Below are 17,722 nucleotides of genomic sequence, written 5' to 3'. Positions count from 1 at the left end.
CTCCCCTTCTCACGGATTTCACATGGCAATCTATCCGGACCTCGCCGACCAGGTGGTGGTCGTTACGGGCGGCGCGGGCGGGATCGGCGAGGCGATCGTCCGCGGATTTGCGCGGCAGGGCGCGCGAGTGGGCGTCCTGGATCTCGACACACAGCGAGGCAAGGACCTCCAGCGCGAACTCGGCCCTTCGGTCCACTTCGTCGCCTGCGACGTGACCGACATCCCGGCTCTGAAGGCGGCCATTCAGGCGGTGCGGGAGGCCCACGGCCCGATCGATGCTCTCATCAACAATGCCGCGCACGACGAGCGGCACCAGACCCTGGACGTCACCGAGGACTATTGGGATGGCCGCATCGCGGTGAACCTGAAACATCAGTTCTTTGCGTCCCAGGCCGTACTGCCGGACATGATGGCCAAGGGTGCCGGTTCGATCGTGAACCTGGGTTCCTGCTCCTGGGTCATCGGCCAGGGAGGCATGGCCGCCTATACGGCCTCAAAGTCGGCCGTGCTGGGGCTGACGCGATCGCTGGCGCGCGACTTCGGTGAGCATGGGGTGCGGGTCAATGCCGTTGCCCCCGGCTGGATCATGACCGAACGGCAGTTGGCCCTGTGGGTCACGCCCGACAGCGAGAAAAGCATCAATGAGAACCAGTGCCTGAAACGGCCCCTGGTCCCCGACGACGTGGCCCGCGTGGTCGTCTTCCTGTGTTCGGAAGATGCCTCGGCCATCACCAATCAACACTATATCGTGGACGGCGGCTGGAACTGATGACGGACAAACCCAAACAGAGCCTGCGGTCGCGCGCCTGGTTCGACAATCCGGACAATCCGGACATGACCGCCCTCTATCTGGAGCGCTATCTCAACTACGGGCTGACCCTGGACGAGTTGCGCTCGGGCCGCCCGATCATCGGCATCGCCCAGACTGGGTCCGACCTGGCTCCCTGTAATCGCCACCACATCGAGCTGGCCAAGCGTGTGCGCGAGGGCATCCGCGAGGCTGGCGGCATCTGCCTGGAGTTTCCAGTCCATCCGATCCAGGAAACCGGCAAGCGTCCGACCGCCGGTCTGGACCGGAACCTGGCCTATATGGGTCTGGTCGAGCTTCTGTACGGCTATCCGCTGGACGGGGTGGTGCTGACCATTGGCTGCGACAAGACCACGCCCGCCTGCCTGATGGCGGCCGCGACCGTGGACATTCCCGCCATCGCCCTGTCCGTGGGACCGATGCTGAACGGCTGGCACAAGGGAGAACGCGTCGGTTCGGGCACCATCATCTGGAAGGCGCGCGAGATGATGGCCGCCGGAGAGATCGACTATGAGCAGTTCATCGACCTGGTCGCCACCTCGGCCCCCTCGGTCGGCTACTGCAACACCATGGGCACGGCCACCACGATGAACAGCCTTGCCGAGGCCCTGGGCATGTCCCTGCCCGGCTCGGCCTCCATTCCCGCGCCGTATCGCGAACGCCCGCAGATCGCCTATCTGACCGGCAAGCGGATCGTGGAAATGGTGCATGAGGACCTCAAGCCGTCGCGCATCCTGACCCGTCAGGCGTTCGAGAACGCCATCGTCGTCAACTCCGCGATCGGCGGCTCGACCAACGCCCCTGTGCACCTGACCGCCCTGGCGCGTCATTCGGGTGTCGATCTGCCGCTGCAGGTCTGGGAAGAGGTGGGCCACAAGGTCCCCTTGCTGGTGAACCTCCAGCCCGCAGGCACCTATCTGGGCGAAGACTTCCATCAGGCCGGGGGCGTGCCGGTGGTGGTCGCCGAACTGATGCGCCACGGCCTGATCCATGAGGATGCCCTGACCGTCAACGGCCGGACCATGGGCGACAACTGCCGCGACGCCACCGCTGTCTTGCCTGACGTCATTCGCAGCTTTGAGACCGCCTTAGTCGAGGATGCCGGCTTCCTAATCCTGTCGGGCAATGTCTTCGACAGCGCGGTGATGAAGACCAGCGTGATCTCGACCGAGTTCCGCGACCGCTATCTGTCCGACCCGGCCAGCCCGGATGCCTTCACCGGCAACGTCGTCGTGTTTGACGGACCGGAGGACTATCACCACCGGATCGACGACCCGTCCCAGAAAATCACGCCTGACAGTATCCTGGTGATGCGAGGCGCCGGGCCGGTGGGGCATCCCGGGGCTGCGGAGGTCGTCAACATGCGACCGCCGGCCTATCTGATCAAACAGGGCGTGCTGGCCCTGCCCTGCATCGGTGACGGCCGCCAGTCCGGCACGTCGGGCTCGCCGTCTATCCTCAATGCCTCTCCCGAAGCGGCCACGGGGGGCAACATCGCCCTGTTGCAGACGGGCGATCGGATGCGGATCGACCTGAACACACGCCGGGTCGATGTTTTGATCGACGAGGCCGAGATGGCCCGTCGCCGCGCGGTCTTTGAGGCGGCAGGAGGCTACCGCTATCCGGCCTCGCAGACGCCCTGGCAGGAGGTGCAACGCTCGATGGTCGGTGAACTGGAAACCGGCGCCGCGCTGGAACCCGCCGTCAAATACCACCGGATCGTCGACACCCTGGGACTGCCTCGCGACAACCACTGAGGCGGGCCGTCAGCCCTCGATCCCGACCGTCATCCAGATCGACAGGGTCTCGCCCGGCTTCAGCACGGCGAGGCCCGGGTCCTCCCCGGCCGGCGCATGCACTGCATCGGGGCGATGAGACATCGGCTCCACGCAGACAAAGTCCTCGCCCGTGGGGGCATAGACCTGGGCCCAGCGACAGTTGTCAGAGGCAATCATCACGATGCGCCGGTCACCGTCGCCCACGACGGCCTGCCCGTCCCAGCCTGCATAGGCGTGATCGACGAAGGGGGCGTCCGAAACCTTGGGTCCGCCCGACCAGTCCATCACCGCATCGGCCGGGGCCAGTCGCTCAGGGATTTCGCGCGCATCGGCCAGCCAGACCGCGTCGGCGCGGAACGAGAGCCGCGTATCTCGACCCCTGACGAAATAGGGGTGGAGCCCAAGGCCTGCGGGAGCGTCCGTCTGAGCCCGGTTGGTCATGGACAGATCGATGCGGAGCCCGTCACCCGTCAGTTCAATGGTCTGGACGGCGGTCCAGGCCCAGGGCCAGTGGTCTTCGCCGCCTTCAAGCGTCAGCACGACACGAGCCGCCTCGACCGTATCGACCGACCATGCCCGCAGCCAGCCGTCGCCGTGCAGGGCATGCGGTGCGAACTGCGCCAAGGTCGGCAGGGTGACATCGCATCCGCCATGACTGAACCGGGCATCGGCGATCCGGTTGACATAGGGCACCAGGGGGAAGCACGCCGTTTGCAGCACCTCACCCGTTCCGTCCGGTGTCGGCCGGAAGACCGCCACCCCGGCGTTATCGAGGCTCAGGATCGCCCCGCCCAGTTCGGGAGAGACGGTCGCCATCCATGACCCGGCCCGCAGCGTGATCACAGGCGGATCAGGCTCTGGGGCAGTCCCGGCGTCTGGACCCGAACATGATACAGCCCGCCCAGGGTCGGCTGCTCGATCCGCTTGTCGGCATTCCCCAGCCAGGCTGTAGTGCAGTACAGGTCCCGCAGATCCGGCCCGCCGAACGCCGCCTTGGTCACCGTCTGGACCGGCAGTCTGATCGTGCCGATCCGTTGGCCCGACGGCGCAAAACGCGCCACGCCCCAGCCGCTAAACAGGCCAACATGCAGCACGCCCTCGGCATCCATGCTGGGGCCGTCGGCATAGCCATCTTCGGTGACGGCAAAGACGCGCCGATTGGACAGCACCCCGTCTGAATGGTCGAAAGCCAGGATCGTCTTGGCCAGGGTGTCGTGGTGATACAACGTCCGGCCATCGGGGCTGAGGCAGGGGCCGTTGGTGACGCCATAGCCGTCGTCGTGCCGCTCCAGCTCGCCCCTGAACCAGCGATACAGGGCTCCGGACGTCTCTGTCTCGCTGTCGTCCATCGACCCGAACCAAAGCGCACCGTCCGGCGAGACGAAGCCGTCGTTCAGCCGGTTCTGCGGACGGTCCACCTCCACCGGGTGAAACAGGGAGAAATCACCGGCCTCGACGTCGAACCGATGAAGACCCCCGCGCACGCCGCAGATCAGCGAGCCGTCCTCGGCCGGCAGGGCAAAGCCGATCTGGTCCGGTGCGTCCCAGGAGGTCTTCTCGCCGCTGGCGGGCACATAGCGGTGCAGCCGCCGCCCCTTGATGTCGACGAACCAGACACAGGAACGCGCCGCATCCCAGACCGGCCCTTCGCCCAGCTCGGCCTGCAGGTCCCAGATGAGAACCGGTTCGGTCATCCTACCCCGCCGAATAGCTGGTCTTGATCTGCGTATAGAAGTCGGCCGCCGCAAAGCCCTGCTCGCGCGGGCCATAGCTGGACTTTTTCGACCCTCCGAAGGGCACGTGATAGTCCACGCCCGCCGTCGGCAGGTTGACCATGGTCATCCCGGCTTTCGCCCGGCGCTGGAAGTCTCGCGCGTGCTTCAGGGACTGGGTCACAATGCCCGCCGACAGGCCGAACTCCACTCCGTTGGCGATCTCCAGTGCCTCCTCGTACGACTTGACCCGCAGGGTCGAGGCGACGGGCCCGAAGACCTCTTCATTGTTGATCCGCGCGTCCGGCAGAGTGTCCGCGATCAGGGTCGGCTGGACGTACCAGCCCGGCTTGTCCAGCGTCAGGCGCTCGCCGCCGGTGACCACCCGGCCCCCGGCTTCGCGCGCGATGGCGATATAGTCATAGGAGGTTTCGCGCTGGCTCTCGCTGACCGCCGGACCCATCTGGGTATTAGGGTCCAGGGCGTCGCCGACGCGCAGCGCCGCCACCTTCTCGCCCAGGGCCGCGACGAAGCGGTCATGAATGCCGTCCTGAACGATCAGGCGGCTGGAGGCGGTGCACCGCTGGCCGGTCGCAAAGAAGGAGCCGTCCAGGGCGATCTGAACCGCCCGGTCCAGGTCGGCGTCGTCCAGCACGATCAGCGGGTTCTTGCCGCCCATTTCCAGCTGCACGCGCGCCTGGCGCTTCATCGCCCCCTCGGCCACGCCCGCACCGACGCCCTGCGAGCCGGTGAAGCTGATGCCCACGATATCCTTGTGCGCCACGATGGCCCGGCCGACGTCGCCGTCGCCGATGATCATGTTCACGACACCCGCCGGCAGTCCCGCCTCATGCAGGACCGCAATCAGCGCCTCGGCCGTGGCCGGGGTCGGGCCGGCGGGCTTGATGACCACGGTGTTTCCGAACGCAATGGCCGGGGCGATCTTCCAGGCCGGAATGGCGATGGGGAAGTTCCAGGGGGTGATCAGGCCAAACACGCCGACGGGCTGGCGATAGGTCTGCACCTCTACCCCGGGACGCGTCGAGGTCAGGTTCTGGCCATGCAGCCGCAGAGCCTCGCCCGCGAAATACTTCAGGATGCGGGCGGCGCGCACCGTCTCGCCGATGCCCTCAGGCAGGGTCTTGCCCTCTTCGCGCGACAGCAGACGACCGATCTGCTCGCGGCGCTCCATGATCAGCGAGCCCGCCTTGTCCAGCACATCGAACCGAACTTCGGGCGAGGCTTCGGACCAGCCTGTGAAGGCATCCCGAGCGGCCGAGACAGCCTGATCAACCTCGGCGGCTCCGCCCTCGGGCGAATGGGCCACGACGTCGCGCGTGTCGGACGGATTGAGGCTGCGTCCTGGGCGATCGCCGCCCACCTTTTCGCCGCCGATCCAGTGCGACAGTTCCAGGGTGTCCGTCATGGTGCGCGTCCTTCGTCATGAAATGAACGGGCGGCGGGGGAGCGCCGCCCGTTCTGGGCATATGGGGTCGACCGGTCGAGAAATCAGCCGGTCATGTCTTCCAGTTCGCGGCCCCGCGTTTCCTTCACCCAGGCCTGAACCAGGAAATAGGAGATCAGGGCGCTGACCGCATAGAAGCCGTAGGTCACCACAAGACCGAGGGTCGCTGCCATCCAGGGGAAGCTGACCGAAATGGCAAAGTTGGCGATCCACTGGGCGAAACCGGCCACCGCCAGGGCCGAACCCCGCATCTGGTTGGGGAACATCTCGCCCAGCATGACCCACATCACCGGGCCCCAGCTGAGGTTGAAGAAGACCACATAGGCGTTGGCCGAGATCAGGGCGATCAGGCCGGTCTGGTCGTCCAGCTGCAAGTTGCCATCCACCAGCGCCGCGCGAGAGAAGCACCAGGCCACAACAGCCAGTGTCACGAACATGCCCGCCGAGCCGATCAGCAGCAGCGGCTTGCGGCCGATCTTGTCGATGACCGAGATGGCACCCAGGCAGGCCACGATCGACAGCACGCCCGACAGGATATTGATCTGCAACGCGTCGTTCTCGGAGAAGCCGACCGACTGCCACAGCACGGCACCGTAGTAGAAGACGATGTTGATGCCGACCAGTTGCTGGAACACGGCCAGGATCAGACCCGCCCAGACGATGGGCCGAACCTTCTTGGTGATCGGGTCCAGAAGGTCAGAGAATTTGGGCTTGTGGTCCGAGGCTAGAGAGGCGCGGATCTCATCGACCTTGCGAGCACCGGCGGTAGCGCCGAACAGTTTGGACAGCACGGCCTGGGCCGCCGCGTCCTTCTTCTTGACCACCAGATACCGTGGGCTTTCAGGGATCACCAGCAGGGCCAACAGATAGATGGCGGCCGGGACAACCTGTAGCCAGAACATCCAGCGCCAGGCAGGAAAGCCCATCCAGAACTCGGCGGTCGACCCGCCAGCGGTACTGGCCAGCCAGTAGTTGGCGACGAACGCCCCCGTCAGGCCGGTGATGATCATGATCTGCTGAACGCTGGACAGTCGGCCCCGGATCGAAGCCGGAGTGACTTCCGAAATATAGGCCGGCGACAGCACCGAGGCCGCTCCGACACCCAGGCCGCCGATGAAGCGCGCGATGATGAAGTGAGCCGAGCTGTCTGCCGCTCCCGCCCAAACCGCCGAGACGATGAACAGGATGGCCGAGATCTGCATGACCGTGCGGCGGCCGATCGCATCCGCCAGACGGCCCGCAGCGAAGGCCCCGAAGGCACAGCCCAGCAGGATCGCCCCCACGTTGAACCCGGTGCCCAGGGCCGACAGGTTGAAGGCTTGTTCCAGCCCGTCCTGCGTCCCGTTGATCACGCCGGAATCATATCCGAACATGAAGCCGCCAATAGTGGCCACGGCCACGATCAGGGCGATGAACGCCATATTTACGCGGTCGGTGCCCGCGATATCCGGGCCGGAGCCCCCCGTCGGTCCTGCCATCTCGTTTTCTTCCCTCGTTTCCAGCCCGTCTGACGCGAGCAGTTTGATCTGTCGTTTTCGCCTATCGCCAGCCGGCGTCCACGAAATACTCATGTCCGGTGATGAAGCGCGCATCGTCCGAGGCCAGGAACAGCGCCAGGGCGGCGACGTCCCGAGGCTCGATTCGGCCCTTCAGGCATTGCGCATCGACAATCTCGGCCTCGCCTTCTGGCGTGTACCACTTCATCTGGCGTGGGGTCTTCACATTGCCCGGCACGATGCACGCCACCCTGACGCCATCGGCTCCCAGTTCGCGCGCCAGCGCCCGCGTCATCCCCTCGATTCCGGCCTTGGCCGTTTCATAAAGCGACAGGTCCGGCAGTCCCAGGTGCCAGCTGATCGACCCGAGGTTCAGGATGACCCCGCGGCCCTGGAGGCGCATGGCAGGGGCAACGGACTGTGCCGCAAAGTAGAGGTGACGCAGGTTGACCGCGATCCGGTCGTCCCAATAGTCCGGCGTGACCTCGGCCAGGCTGTGGCGGTCGTCATTTGCGGCATTGTTGATCAGCACGTCGATCGGGCCATGGCTGGCAATCACATCGGCCAGACACGCCTGCAACGACTCCACGCCGGTCAGGTCGCACCAGTGGAACAGGGGGGCCGGGTCGAGGTCGGACAATGAAGCCGCCAGGGCTTCCGAGTCCTCGGTCGCCACATCAAAGAAGACCACCCGCGCGCCCTGACGGGCAAACGCCTCGACGATGCCCGCGCCGATGCCCGATCCACCCCCCGTAACCACGACCAGACGCCCTTTCAGCGAAGGATAGATCGCATCGGTCATGCGGGTACTCCGAGCAGGCCGCGCGCGGCCAGATTACGCATCAGCTCACCCACGCCCATGGTCCAGGGCGCGGCGCGGTCGCAGGTGGTGACGATATTGTCCAGCACGCCCAGACGCTCGGATGACACCCGAACCCTGTCGCCGAGCTTGTGAGTGAACCCCTTGCCGGGAGCGTCACGATCCTCGACCGGAGCGAACATTGTGCCGAGATAAAGGGCGAAGCCGTCGGGATACTGATGCCCGCTCAGGGTCTGGGCGATCAGGTCTTCCGGGTCACGGCTGATCAGCGACATCGAGCTTTCGCCCTCCAGCCGGAAGCCGTCCTCACCCTCGACCACCAGCTTCACCTTCGCCCGGCGCACGTCGTCCATGCCGAAACCGGCATCGAACAGGCGGATGAACGGCCCGATCGCCGCCGAGGCATTGTTGTCCTTGGCCTTGCCCAGCAGCAGGGCCGATCGCCCCTCGATGTCACGCAGGTTGACGTCGTTGCCCAGGGCCGCGCCCACGGCACGCCCCCTGGGATCGCAGATCACCACCACTTCAGGTTCGGGGTTGTTCCAGGCCGAGTCGGCCCGAACCCCCACCGCCGCGCCCCACCCGACCGAGGCCATGACAGGGGCCTTGGTGAAGATCTCCGCATAGGGGCCGATCGCGACTTCCAGATACTGGGACCAGAGCCCGTCCGCGATGAGGGTCGCCTTGACCGCCTCGGCTTGCTCTGACCCCGGCCGGAGATCTTTCAGATCGCCACCGATACGGGCCTTCAGCCCCTCGCGGATCAGATTGGCCGCCTCTGCGTCGCCGCGGGCCCGCTCTTCGATCACTCGCTCCAGGGCCGACACCGCGAAAGTAACGCCAGAGGCCTTGATGCACTGAAGATCGAGCGGCGACAGAAGATGGAACCCCTCCTCCTCGGACCAGTCCGTCCTGAAGGTCAGGGTGTCGATCGCCCCCAGGTCGACGCCGTCCATCGTGGCCAGATCATCCCTGGCCAAGGCCTCGGCCGTTGTCGGTGCGCGGGCCGAAACGTCCAGCACGCGGCCGTTACGGACCAGGATGGGAATGGGACCGTCAGACCCCGCGACGCGCCCGATAAGCAGGGCCTCGCGCCAGTCCTCGGGAAGGCTTTCGACGATATTCAAATTTCCCCCGCCGGACCGGCTTCCCCGATCCTTGTGCCGATTATGTTAGCGCTACCAAACGCATCGGCGGGCAGATTGTCAAGAAATTTCACCAGTGAAATTTAGGTCTGGGGCGGACCGCTGGATTCCCGGATAACCAGGGCATGTTCGACGACCCGGTCACGGTCTTCCGCATCATCGGAGCCGCCACGGACGAGCCGGGTGACCGCCGCCTCTGCCATTTCGGCGATGGGCTGGCGCACGGTCGTCAACGCGGGCCAGATGGTGGCTGCCAGGGGCGTATCATCGAAGCCGACCACCGTCAGATTGCGGGGAACATCCAACCCCCGGCGCCGCGCCGCCGCGATCGCAGCCACCGCCATCTCGTCGTTTGAGGCAAAGATGGCTGTCGGCGGCCGACGCGCACCCAGCAACCGTTCTGCTGCCTCAAAACCGGACCGATAGGTGAACTCGCCGCTTTCGATCAGCCCTTCCGCCGACGGATCGGCCTGGCTCAGTTCCGTCTCGAATCCGATCAGGCGTTCGGCACTGGCGCTCTGGTTCTGGGCCCCCTTGATGAAGCCGATGCGCCGATGCCCGAGCGACAGCAGGTATCGCGTCATCTCGGCCGCAGCGGCCATATCGTCGATCCGGATACTGGTCGCGACCGATCTGAACCGGCCCGCCGCGATCGCGACGGCTTCCACCCCATGCGCTTCGATCTCGGCGATGGCAGTCCAGGATTCGCCGTGCGGCGGCGGCAGGATCACCCCACCTGCCCCCTCGCTGATCAGCCGCTGGATCGCCGCCTGCTCGCTGGCGGTATCGCTGTCGCATTTGCCGATCAGCAGCTGAGCGCCCGACTTGTGCGCCCCTTCCAGTGCGCCCAGCAGAATCTCGCCCAGATAGCCGGAGCTGGGGTTTGAGTAGAGCAGGCCGATACGGCCGGCACCTGCCCGTGCCAGGCTGCGTGCCGCCGCATTGGGCGAATAGCCCAGGGCCGTCACCGCCGCCGTCACCGCCTCTCGGGTCGAGGCCTTGACCCCGGCCTGATTGTTGACGACCCGCGACACCGTCATGGGCGACACCCCGGCCAGGCGGGCGACATCGCTGATCGTGGCAACCTTGTCCTGGCTGGCAGGCACCGAGCGTCGTGATCCCGTCAAGCCTTCGCGCCTTCCCTGTCTGAACCAGCGACCGACATCGCTTCCAGGCGGACCCTAGAGCGATTTTCGGCAGGATGCGATTCAGCTTGGCGGGGACTTGACGGCTTCAGGTCAACGACCGCCGAAGCTCAGCCAGGCCGGCGTCCCCGAGTGCCGCAACCGGTCCGCGATGACGGCGAGCAGCAGGATTCCGCCGCGCACCACGTATTGATAGAAGGTCGGCACATCCAACAGGTTGAGGGCATTCTGGGCGGCCCCCATGATCAGCACGCCGATCAGCACGCCGAGGATGCTGGCCACGCCGCCGGACAGCGACACCCCGCCCAGAACACAGGCCGAGATGACGGCCAGTTCCAGACCCAGTGAGGTGTTCGGTTGGCCCGAGGTGATCCGCGCGGCCAGTACGATGCCTGCCAGGCCCGCCACCAGCCCTTGCAGGGCAAAAACAATGATGCGGACCCGCGTGACCGGCACCCCTGCCAGCCGCGCCGCCTCCGGATTGCCGCCGATGGCCAGGACGTTCTTGCCGAACACGGTGAAGTTCAGCACCAGACCGAAGACGACGAAACAGCCGACCATGATCCAGACCGGCCAGTTCAGACCCAGAAACTCGCCCGATCCCAGAGCATAGAACTGCTCCTGCGGGATCGAGACGGCCTCCCCCTCAGAGGTCAGAAAGGCCAGGCCGCGAACGATTTCCATCGTCGCCAGGGTCGCGATCAGGGAGTTGACCTTCAGCTTGGCAACCACCACCCCATTGAACACGCCAACGGCGAGCCCTGCCCCCAGGCCGGCCAGCACGCCCAGCCAGACACTGCCGCTGCCTGCGATGACGGTGGCGGCCACCACACCGGACAGGGCAACGATGGATCCGACCGACAGATCGACCTCGCGCAGGGCCAGCACCAGCATCATGGTGGTCGCAATCATGCCCACCAGACTGACAGACAGGATCAGTCCGCGAATATTCCGAACGCCCGCAAAGTCGGGGACGAACACGGCGAGCAGCGACAGCAGCGCCAGCAGGACCAGCATCGGCCCGGCGGCAGCGATCAGACGCGACAGGCGAGGCCCCGACCGGGATGGGCTGTCGGTTGTCTCGGGGGCGGCATGGGTCATGAGAAGACTTTCGCTGAGGTCAGGACGCGCGCCGACCGGCGTCGGGCAGAGCGTGGCGAAGCAGTATTTCAGGCGTGGCCTCGGCCCGGTCGAACAGTCCGGCGACGGCCCCTTCGCGCATCACCACAATCCGATCAGACACGCCCATCACTTCGGGGAGGTCGCTGGACACCACGATCAGGGTCTTTCCGGCCTGGGCCAGGCGATGCATCAAGGCATAGATTTCGCTTCGGGCACCGATGTCGATCCCGCGCGTCGGCTCATCCATCAGGAAAATGTCGGCATCGGCGCTCAGCCACCGGGCCAGGATCGCTTTCTGCTGATTGCCCCCGGACAGAGTGGCGATAGCGATCTCGGGTGAGGCGGTCTTGATCCTCAGTGAGGCGATGTGATCGCGCGCCGCCTCGGCCTCGGTCGCTGCGGCCAGCACGGGGCTGCGGCGGCTCAGATTGCGCCATGCCAGGGCGATGTTTTCCCGCACCGAGGCCAGGGGCACAATCCCCTCGTCCTTGCGGTCCTCTGGCAGCAGGGCCAAGCCTCCGGCGATGGCTCGGCGCGGATGATCGAAGTTGCAGGTCTGGCCGCGAATGGCGATCCGCCCGCCCGTCCGCGGCACGGCACCAAACAACAGCTTCAGCAGATCCGTCCGTCCGGCTCCGATCAGGCCGAAGAAACCCAGGATCTCGCCTCGGTACGCGGTAAAGCTGACGGGGGCCGATAGCCCCTTGCCAGTCAGGCCCTCGACCTGGACCACCGGCTCGCCCAGCGGCCGAGACGTGTAACCATAGACGTCCTCTATTCGCCGCCCGGCCATTTCGCGGATCAGGGCGTCTTCGGTCACGTCCGATAGTCTGGCGTGGTCGCCGGCCAGGCGCCCATCACGAAGCACCGTCAGGCTGTCGCACAGCCGGAACACCTCCTCCATGCGATGGCTGACGTACAGGATTGCCCGGCCCTCGCTTTTCAGGTCCCGGATAACGGCCAGCAGGGCGTCGGTCTCACGGGAGGACAGGCTGGAGGTCGGCTCGTCAAAGGCGATGATCCGGGCGTCGCGCAACAGCGCCTTGCCGATCTCGACCACCTGTCGCTTGCCGATCGACAGGTCGCCGAGGCGAGCATCGGGATCGATCGGCTCGCCCAGCCGGGCCAACACAGAGCGTGCCCTGGCCCGCATGGACTTGCGATCCAGGAGGCCCGCCCGCGACGGCATGATGCCAAGGGTCAGGTTCTCGGCGACCGTCATGTCAGGAGCGAGGTGAAGTTCCTGATGAATGACCGCCACGCCCGCTGCTGCCGAGGCGCGCGGCGAGCCCAATGCCACCGGCTGCCCGTCGATGCAGATATCGCCCGCGTCCGGTCGATGTTCGCCGGCCAGGATCTTGAGCAGGGTCGACTTACCCGCGCCATTCTCGCCCATCAGGGCCCGGATCTCTCCGGCCTCGACTGTGAAAGACACGTCGTCCAGGGCCTTCACACCTGGAAACCGCTTGCCCACCCGGCTGAAGGAAATCCGCGCGCTCATGCCTTTTGCGCTGCCAGCAGCGTACGCCAGTTGGACCGCTCCATAGGTAGACCTTCCGTGAAGGTGACGGGCGCTGGCCGCACCCCCTCGGTCACCCAGCGATACATGGCCAGGCTGGTGTCGAACCCGTGCCGGCGAGGACTCAGCAGGATAGAGCCGTAGAAGCCGGTCAGCGCGGGCTTTGAGAATTCCGCCTCTGCGGACCCTGACCCACCGATGCCGATGCCGATGATATCCTGCGCCGGAAGGCCCAGCTGCTCGGCTGCCCGGACCCCGCCCAGCACCGATTCATCGTTCATGCCCAGGACGATCCAGCGCTTGAGCATTGCTGCGCGCGTCAGCACCGGACTGGCAGCATTGAACCCGCCCTCGGTGTCGGTGGTGCGCTGGGGCGCGTCGTGGACATTGCCGACAGGCACGCCCGCCGCAACGGCGGCATCTCGGCCGTTTGACGTCCGCTCCCGCGCCGTTTCCAGCCCGTCGAAGCTCACCCTGAGTATGCCGGTTTCCGACAGGGGCCAGCCACGGCGAACCGCCTCCTCCACCGCCATGCGACCGGCCAGAGCACCGATGTCCGCGGCAGATATGCCGACGTGCGGAATGTTCTCGATCGGTCTGCCCCGTGCATCAACCAGCCGATCGTCGACCGACATGACCTTCAGATCGTTGACGCGCGCCCGCTGCTCAATCGCCGGTCCCAAGCGGGTATCCGGAGCACAGATGATGAAGCCGGCGGCATTCTTGGCCGCCAGATTGTCGATGGCGGTCAGGACACGATCCCCGTCCATGGCACCGATCTTCAAGACGGTGAAGCCGTTCTGTCGCGCGGCCATGTCGGCAAACCGCCACTCGTCCTGAAACCAGGGCTCTTCGGGGTTTTTGACGATGAAACCGATCTTCAGCCCTGGTGCGGAGCGCGCGCAGCCGGCGACGGCACCTGCCAGCAGCCCGGACAACATCGCCTTGCGGGTCAGTTCCAACACAGCCTCCCCTCGGGCCCCCTGACCGGGCGCTCTCGATCCTTGGGTCGAGGCTAGGGCCAGCTCCCCGAGCAGGTCAATCCTTTTATCATATTAATGTCGCTGCTAGATTGTCCCGGCATGGGCTTGGGCGGATTGGCGAATGGCGATGGAAGCGGCCTTCATCGGCATTGACTGGGGCACCACCAATCTGCGTGCCTGGCTGCTGACGGCGGAGGGTCAGTCCCTTGAAGCGCGCAGTTCTGCCCGTGGTATGAGCGGTCTGGACCCCGCTGACTTCGCATCCACCCTGGAGGGCATCCTGCAGGGTTGGCCGACCGATCTGCCGGTGCTGGCATGTGGCATGGTCGGTGCGCGCCAAGGCTGGATCGAGGCTCCTTACGTCTCATTGCCCGCCGCCCCTCCTTCTCTGGGGGATAGGCTGATCCTGGCACCGGCAAGCCGCAGGGTCCTGATTGTGCCGGGTATTGCTGCCCGTGACCCGCAGGGCCGTCTGGCAGATGTCGCACGCGGCGAAGAAACTCAGGCGATCGGGGCCGCAGCGCCCGGTCCCGGGCTGCTGGTCTGTCCGGGCACGCACTCCAAATGGATCCGCACCGATGGGCCGCGCATCCTCGACCTCCAGACCTTCATGACGGGCGAACTGTACGGCCTGCTGTCGTCCCAGTCGGTTCTGCGCCACGCGATCGGCTCGAAGGCCCAGCCGGGTGACGCATTTCGACAAGGCGTTGAGGACATGTTGCAGGGACGTCCCCTGGCAGAGGCGCTGTTTTCAGTGCGGGTACAGTCCCTGGACGGCCGCTTGGCCACGATCGATGCCGCCTCGCGCCTTTCGGGACTTTTGATCGGGGCCGAAGTGGCCGCCGGCATGGCGCGTTTCGGCTTTTCTCCGGTTCGACTGGTCGGTAATCCCGAACTGACCTCCCTCTATGCTTCGGCCCTGGCTCAGGCGGGGTATCAGGCGGTGGAGGTCATCGACGGCGATCAGGCCGTCTGCCGCGGCCTGGCCCACATCTGGAACGCACGTCCATGATCGACCCACACCTGAGCGCCCTGCCCCTCATCGCCATATTGCGCGGCCTGAAACCTGACGAAGCGCTGGCCATCGGTGAGGCCTTGTTCCACTCCGGCTTTCGTTGCCTGGAGGTTCCGCTGAACTCGCCTGAGCCTCTGGACAGCATTGCTCTGTTGGCCGAGCGCTTCGGCGACCGGATGCTGGTCGGGGCGGGCACTGTGCTGACGACCGACGCCGTCGACGACGTGGCCCGGGCCGGTGGCAGGCTGATCGTCTCGCCCAATACCGATCCCGCCGTCATCGCCCATGCCAAGACCCGTGGCATGGTCTGCCTGCCCGGCGTGTTCACGCCCACCGAAGCCTTCGTCGCCCTCGCCGCCGGTGCCGACGGACTGAAACTGTTTCCGGCCGAGGTGGCCGGGCCTGCGGGCCTTAAGGCCCTGAAGGCCGTGCTGCCCAGTGACGTCCCCCTGTATGCCGTCGGTGGGGTGGACCCGGGGACCCTGTCCCAATGGCGATCCGGCGGGGCGGACGGGTTCGGGATCGGATCGGCGCTCTACAGGCCAGGCCGCGCTGCCGTCGACGTTGCGCGTCAGGCCGAAGCCTTCGTCGCCGCGTGGCACGCTGCACAATGACCGCGACGCCGTCAGACCTGCCTGTGGGAGCAAGCCCCGCCGGCACTGCGACCGGCACCATCAGCGGCAAGCCCGCCAGCAAGGTCGGTCGCGGACGGCCACGGGGCGACGGCTTTCAGGTCGATACCGGGCGCAACCTGACCTACAGCCTCGTTCAGGACCTGGGTCGGCAGATCGTGACCCATGCCTATGGTGTGCAGAACCCCTTCCCGGTCGAGAGCGAGCTGTGCCGTCGCTATGGCGTCAGCCGCCCGGTGCTTCGCGAGGCGGTCAAGATGCTGACGGCCAAGGGCCTGCTGACGGCCCGCCCGCGACACGGCACCCACATCCAGTCGGAAGAGCGCTGGAACATGTTGGATCCGGATGTGCTGGGCTGGCTGCTGGAGCGCAAGTTCGACAACGGTTTGCTGGTCCAGTTCACCCAGATGCGTCTTGGGATAGAGCCGGAAGCCGCCGCCATGGCCGCGCTTCACGCCAGTCCGGCCCAGCAGCAGGCCCTGCGCGACGCGATCGCCCGGATGGAGGCCGCAGAACGTGGCGAAGACGATCCCCTGCTGTCCGATATCGCCTTTCACGTCGCCATACTGGACGCCAGCAACAATCGCTTTTTCCAGCAGCTGACCGAGTTCGTGGAGACGGCGCTGCGCTTCTCCATCCGCCGGACCAATGCGCGAAAGGGCGTCAGGCTGGCCTCGGTTGCTGAACATCGGGCCGTTGCCGACGCGGTTCTGAGCGGTGATGTCGATGCCGCCCGTCTAAATCACCGCGCCCTCATCCAGGGGGCCCTGGATCTCCTGAAGGGCTGACCGGCGAAGGTACCGGCACGAACCGGCACTGGCCTGCGGGCGGGTTCAGAGCCAGACAGGCGGGCTGGAAGACGTGGGGATGCGGGGCCACGCCGGTGTCGATCCACGCTTCCAGCGCTTTCAGGCTGGTGATGTATCCTGCGTCGGTCAGCCGACTGTGGTCGGCCTCATCGGTCGCCACCTGCACCAGCAGGTGCCCGCGCCCCGCCTGTTCGACCGTCCGGGCATAGGCGGTCTCTGCCGCAAAGGCCACGGTCGGATCATACAGGGCGTGCATGGTCACGGTCGGCAGCACAATCAGCCCCGACAGATCGGCGTCATAGGCGAGCTGCGCCACCGCCTGGGGATCGGCCCTGAACCGCTCGACGCCGGCGTTCAGCGCCGCATCGTCACTGGATCCGACGTAAACAGTCTGGCTGTTGTCGAAAGGATTTCGGCCGCCCAGCCTGCGCTGCACCAGGTCCTGAAACAGGAAGGTCGCCCACGACAGGTGGGCCACCAACTGCGCCTCCGCCACACCGGTCACGGCCAGGATGTCCTTCAGGCGCGACGCCTGTTCAGACGTACGCCGGGCGGCGGGGCGATCGATCCCTGTGCAGGCTTCCACCCTGCGCCTCAGGTCGGCCCGGCTCAGGTCGCTGTCCAGCGGCAGCCCCTGCCAGACCGGATAGGGCGTTTCGTCCGGACCCGGATGATTGCGGCAATAGAAGTTGTAAACGGCCCTCAGATCCGCCCGAAACCCATAGGCGCGCGTGCCGCCAAACAGCAGGCCATTGGTCATCAGCACGCCGTCGTAGTTGCGCTGCCCATCAATATCCAAGGCATACAGTTCCGCCGCCTTGGCCGCGACGTTCCCGCCCCAAGACTGGCCATGCAGGATCGTCCGCTCGGGGCGTCCGAACTGAGCCCAGAAGACCTGACGACTGTTGTCCGTGTCCTCCGCTGCCATCCGCACGCCATAGCCGCCGCGGCGATAGGTCGATCCGATCCAGGCATAGCCGGCTCTGACCATGACCGCGAAACGATCCAAATCCTCCAGAGGGTCCGCGGCCTCCGGCGTGCCGGTGCGCGGCCCGCCATGGGCATGGACGACCAGCCGCCGGTTCCAGTTTGCGGGCATGGCGATGACATACCACGCTCCATTTTCATCCTGACCCGACAGGCAGAGGGTGCCCGCGCTGACGCTGTCGGGACAGGCGATGGGCTGCAGCGGTGCCGGTTCCTGGGCAGCGACGGCAGGTGCCGCAAGGACTGCCAAGGTCAGGATGGCCGGTGCCGCCGCTTTTCTCATCGC

16 protein-coding genes are annotated in these 17,722 nt (G+C 66.1%); 5 read left to right on the top strand and 11 right to left on the bottom strand.

The annotated features are described in order from the left end of the window. Positions 1–22: 22 nt before the first annotated feature. On the top strand, positions 23–769 hold the full coding sequence (locus JIP62_RS01285; RefSeq protein WP_201103165.1) for an SDR family NAD(P)-dependent oxidoreductase: 747 nt from the start codon (positions 23–25) through the stop codon (positions 767–769). Further along, positions 769–2,565, top strand: a complete 1,797-nt coding sequence (locus JIP62_RS01280; protein WP_201103164.1) for an IlvD/Edd family dehydratase — start codon at positions 769–771, stop codon at positions 2,563–2,565. Before JIP62_RS01285 ends, JIP62_RS01280 begins: the two co-directional genes overlap by 1 nt. Positions 2,566–2,574: 9 nt before the next feature. On the opposite strand, the gene JIP62_RS01275 is transcribed toward JIP62_RS01280, so the two are convergent. The 10 genes from JIP62_RS01275 to JIP62_RS01230 form a co-directional block, all read right to left on the bottom strand. After that, positions 2,575–3,402 (bottom strand): aldose 1-epimerase, encoded by an 828-nt coding sequence (locus JIP62_RS01275; RefSeq protein ID WP_230974810.1) that lies wholly within the window; start codon positions 3,400–3,402, stop codon positions 2,575–2,577. A gap of 23 nt (positions 3,403–3,425) precedes the next feature. Next, positions 3,426–4,280: an SMP-30/gluconolactonase/LRE family protein gene (locus tag JIP62_RS01270; protein ID WP_201103163.1), complete on the bottom strand. Its 855-nt coding sequence runs from the start codon at positions 4,278–4,280 to the stop codon at positions 3,426–3,428. Position 4,281: 1 nt separating this feature from the next. Further along, the gene (locus JIP62_RS01265) at positions 4,282–5,724 is read right to left on the bottom strand and encodes an aldehyde dehydrogenase family protein (protein WP_201103162.1); all 1,443 of its coding nucleotides are present in this window, start codon (positions 5,722–5,724) and stop codon (positions 4,282–4,284) included. 83 nt (positions 5,725–5,807) lie between these two features. Further along, a complete protein-coding gene (locus JIP62_RS01260) occupies positions 5,808–7,241 on the bottom strand; it encodes a sugar porter family MFS transporter (RefSeq protein WP_201103161.1) in 1,434 nt (477 codons plus the stop codon). Positions 7,242–7,302: 61 nt separating this feature from the next. Continuing rightward, entirely contained in the window at positions 7,303–8,061 is a 759-nt protein-coding gene (locus JIP62_RS01255; protein ID WP_201103160.1) for an SDR family NAD(P)-dependent oxidoreductase, read from the bottom strand. Next, positions 8,058–9,206 (bottom strand): fumarylacetoacetate hydrolase family protein, encoded by a 1,149-nt coding sequence (locus tag JIP62_RS01250; protein ID WP_201103159.1) that lies wholly within the window; start codon positions 9,204–9,206, stop codon positions 8,058–8,060. Before JIP62_RS01250 ends, JIP62_RS01255 begins: the two co-directional genes overlap by 4 nt. 101 nt (positions 9,207–9,307) lie before the next feature. Next, a complete protein-coding gene (locus JIP62_RS01245; protein WP_230974809.1) occupies positions 9,308–10,351 on the bottom strand; it encodes a LacI family DNA-binding transcriptional regulator in 1,044 nt (347 codons plus the stop codon). 111 nt (positions 10,352–10,462) lie between these two features. Next, entirely contained in the window at positions 10,463–11,470 is a 1,008-nt protein-coding gene (araH, locus tag JIP62_RS01240) for an L-arabinose ABC transporter permease AraH (protein WP_201103158.1), read from the bottom strand. A gap of 19 nt (positions 11,471–11,489) precedes the next feature. Continuing rightward, positions 11,490–12,992, bottom strand: a complete 1,503-nt coding sequence (gene araG / locus JIP62_RS01235) for an L-arabinose ABC transporter ATP-binding protein AraG (protein WP_201103157.1) — start codon at positions 12,990–12,992, stop codon at positions 11,490–11,492. Beyond that, the gene (locus JIP62_RS01230) at positions 12,989–13,972 is read right to left on the bottom strand and encodes a substrate-binding domain-containing protein (protein WP_201103156.1); all 984 of its coding nucleotides are present in this window, start codon (positions 13,970–13,972) and stop codon (positions 12,989–12,991) included. Before JIP62_RS01230 ends, araG begins: the two co-directional genes overlap by 4 nt. A 142-nt stretch (positions 13,973–14,114) precedes the next feature. Here JIP62_RS01230 and JIP62_RS01225 point away from each other — a divergent pair, with 142 nt between their 5' ends. The 3 genes from JIP62_RS01225 to JIP62_RS01215 are packed head-to-tail and all read left to right on the top strand — an operon-like array spanning position 14,115 to position 16,428. Beyond that, a complete protein-coding gene (locus tag JIP62_RS01225; protein ID WP_201103155.1) occupies positions 14,115–15,005 on the top strand; it encodes a 2-dehydro-3-deoxygalactonokinase in 891 nt (296 codons plus the stop codon). Next, on the top strand, positions 15,002–15,622 hold the full coding sequence (locus JIP62_RS01220; RefSeq protein WP_201103154.1) for a 2-dehydro-3-deoxy-6-phosphogalactonate aldolase: 621 nt from the start codon (positions 15,002–15,004) through the stop codon (positions 15,620–15,622). Before JIP62_RS01225 ends, JIP62_RS01220 begins: the two co-directional genes overlap by 4 nt. Further along, positions 15,619–16,428, top strand: a complete 810-nt coding sequence (locus tag JIP62_RS01215; protein ID WP_201103153.1) for a FadR/GntR family transcriptional regulator — start codon at positions 15,619–15,621, stop codon at positions 16,426–16,428. Before JIP62_RS01220 ends, JIP62_RS01215 begins: the two co-directional genes overlap by 4 nt. On the opposite strand, the gene JIP62_RS01210 is transcribed toward JIP62_RS01215, so the two are convergent. After that, on the bottom strand, positions 16,394–17,719 hold the full coding sequence (locus tag JIP62_RS01210; protein WP_201103152.1) for a hypothetical protein: 1,326 nt from the start codon (positions 17,717–17,719) through the stop codon (positions 16,394–16,396). The two genes, JIP62_RS01215 and JIP62_RS01210, sit on opposite strands and share 35 nt — an antisense overlap. Between the last annotated feature and the right edge of the window lie 3 nt (positions 17,720–17,722).

It is taken from the genome of Brevundimonas vitisensis (genome assembly GCF_016656965.1).
Classification (GTDB): domain Bacteria; phylum Pseudomonadota; class Alphaproteobacteria; order Caulobacterales; family Caulobacteraceae; genus Brevundimonas; species Brevundimonas vitisensis.
This window is presented reverse-complemented; position numbering and strand designations above follow the sequence as displayed.

Excerpts from the sequence above, each read along its gene's own strand:
- JIP62_RS01285 (WP_201103165.1), top strand. The coding sequence starts at position 23 with ATGGCAATCTATCCGGACCTCGCCGACCAGGTGGTGGTCGTTACGGGC.
- JIP62_RS01280 (WP_201103164.1), top strand. The coding sequence starts at position 769 with ATGACGGACAAACCCAAACAGAGCCTGCGGTCGCGCGCCTGGTTCGAC.
- JIP62_RS01275 (WP_230974810.1), bottom strand. The coding sequence starts at position 3,402 with ATGGCGACCGTCTCTCCCGAACTGGGCGGGGCGATCCTGAGCCTCGAT.
- JIP62_RS01270 (WP_201103163.1), bottom strand. The coding sequence starts at position 4,280 with ATGACCGAACCGGTTCTCATCTGGGACCTGCAGGCCGAGCTGGGCGAA.
- JIP62_RS01265 (WP_201103162.1), bottom strand. The coding sequence starts at position 5,724 with ATGACGGACACCCTGGAACTGTCGCACTGGATCGGCGGCGAAAAGGTG.
- JIP62_RS01260 (WP_201103161.1), bottom strand. The coding sequence starts at position 7,241 with ATGGCAGGACCGACGGGGGGCTCCGGCCCGGATATCGCGGGCACCGAC.
- JIP62_RS01255 (WP_201103160.1), bottom strand. The coding sequence starts at position 8,061 with ATGACCGATGCGATCTATCCTTCGCTGAAAGGGCGTCTGGTCGTGGTT.
- araH (WP_201103158.1), bottom strand. The coding sequence starts at position 11,470 with ATGACCCATGCCGCCCCCGAGACAACCGACAGCCCATCCCGGTCGGGG.
- araG (WP_201103157.1), bottom strand. The coding sequence starts at position 12,992 with ATGAGCGCGCGGATTTCCTTCAGCCGGGTGGGCAAGCGGTTTCCAGGT.
- JIP62_RS01225 (WP_201103155.1), top strand. The coding sequence starts at position 14,115 with ATGGCGATGGAAGCGGCCTTCATCGGCATTGACTGGGGCACCACCAAT.
- JIP62_RS01220 (WP_201103154.1), top strand. The coding sequence starts at position 15,002 with ATGATCGACCCACACCTGAGCGCCCTGCCCCTCATCGCCATATTGCGC.
- JIP62_RS01215 (WP_201103153.1), top strand. The coding sequence starts at position 15,619 with ATGACCGCGACGCCGTCAGACCTGCCTGTGGGAGCAAGCCCCGCCGGC.
- JIP62_RS01210 (WP_201103152.1), bottom strand. The coding sequence starts at position 17,719 with ATGAGAAAAGCGGCGGCACCGGCCATCCTGACCTTGGCAGTCCTTGCG.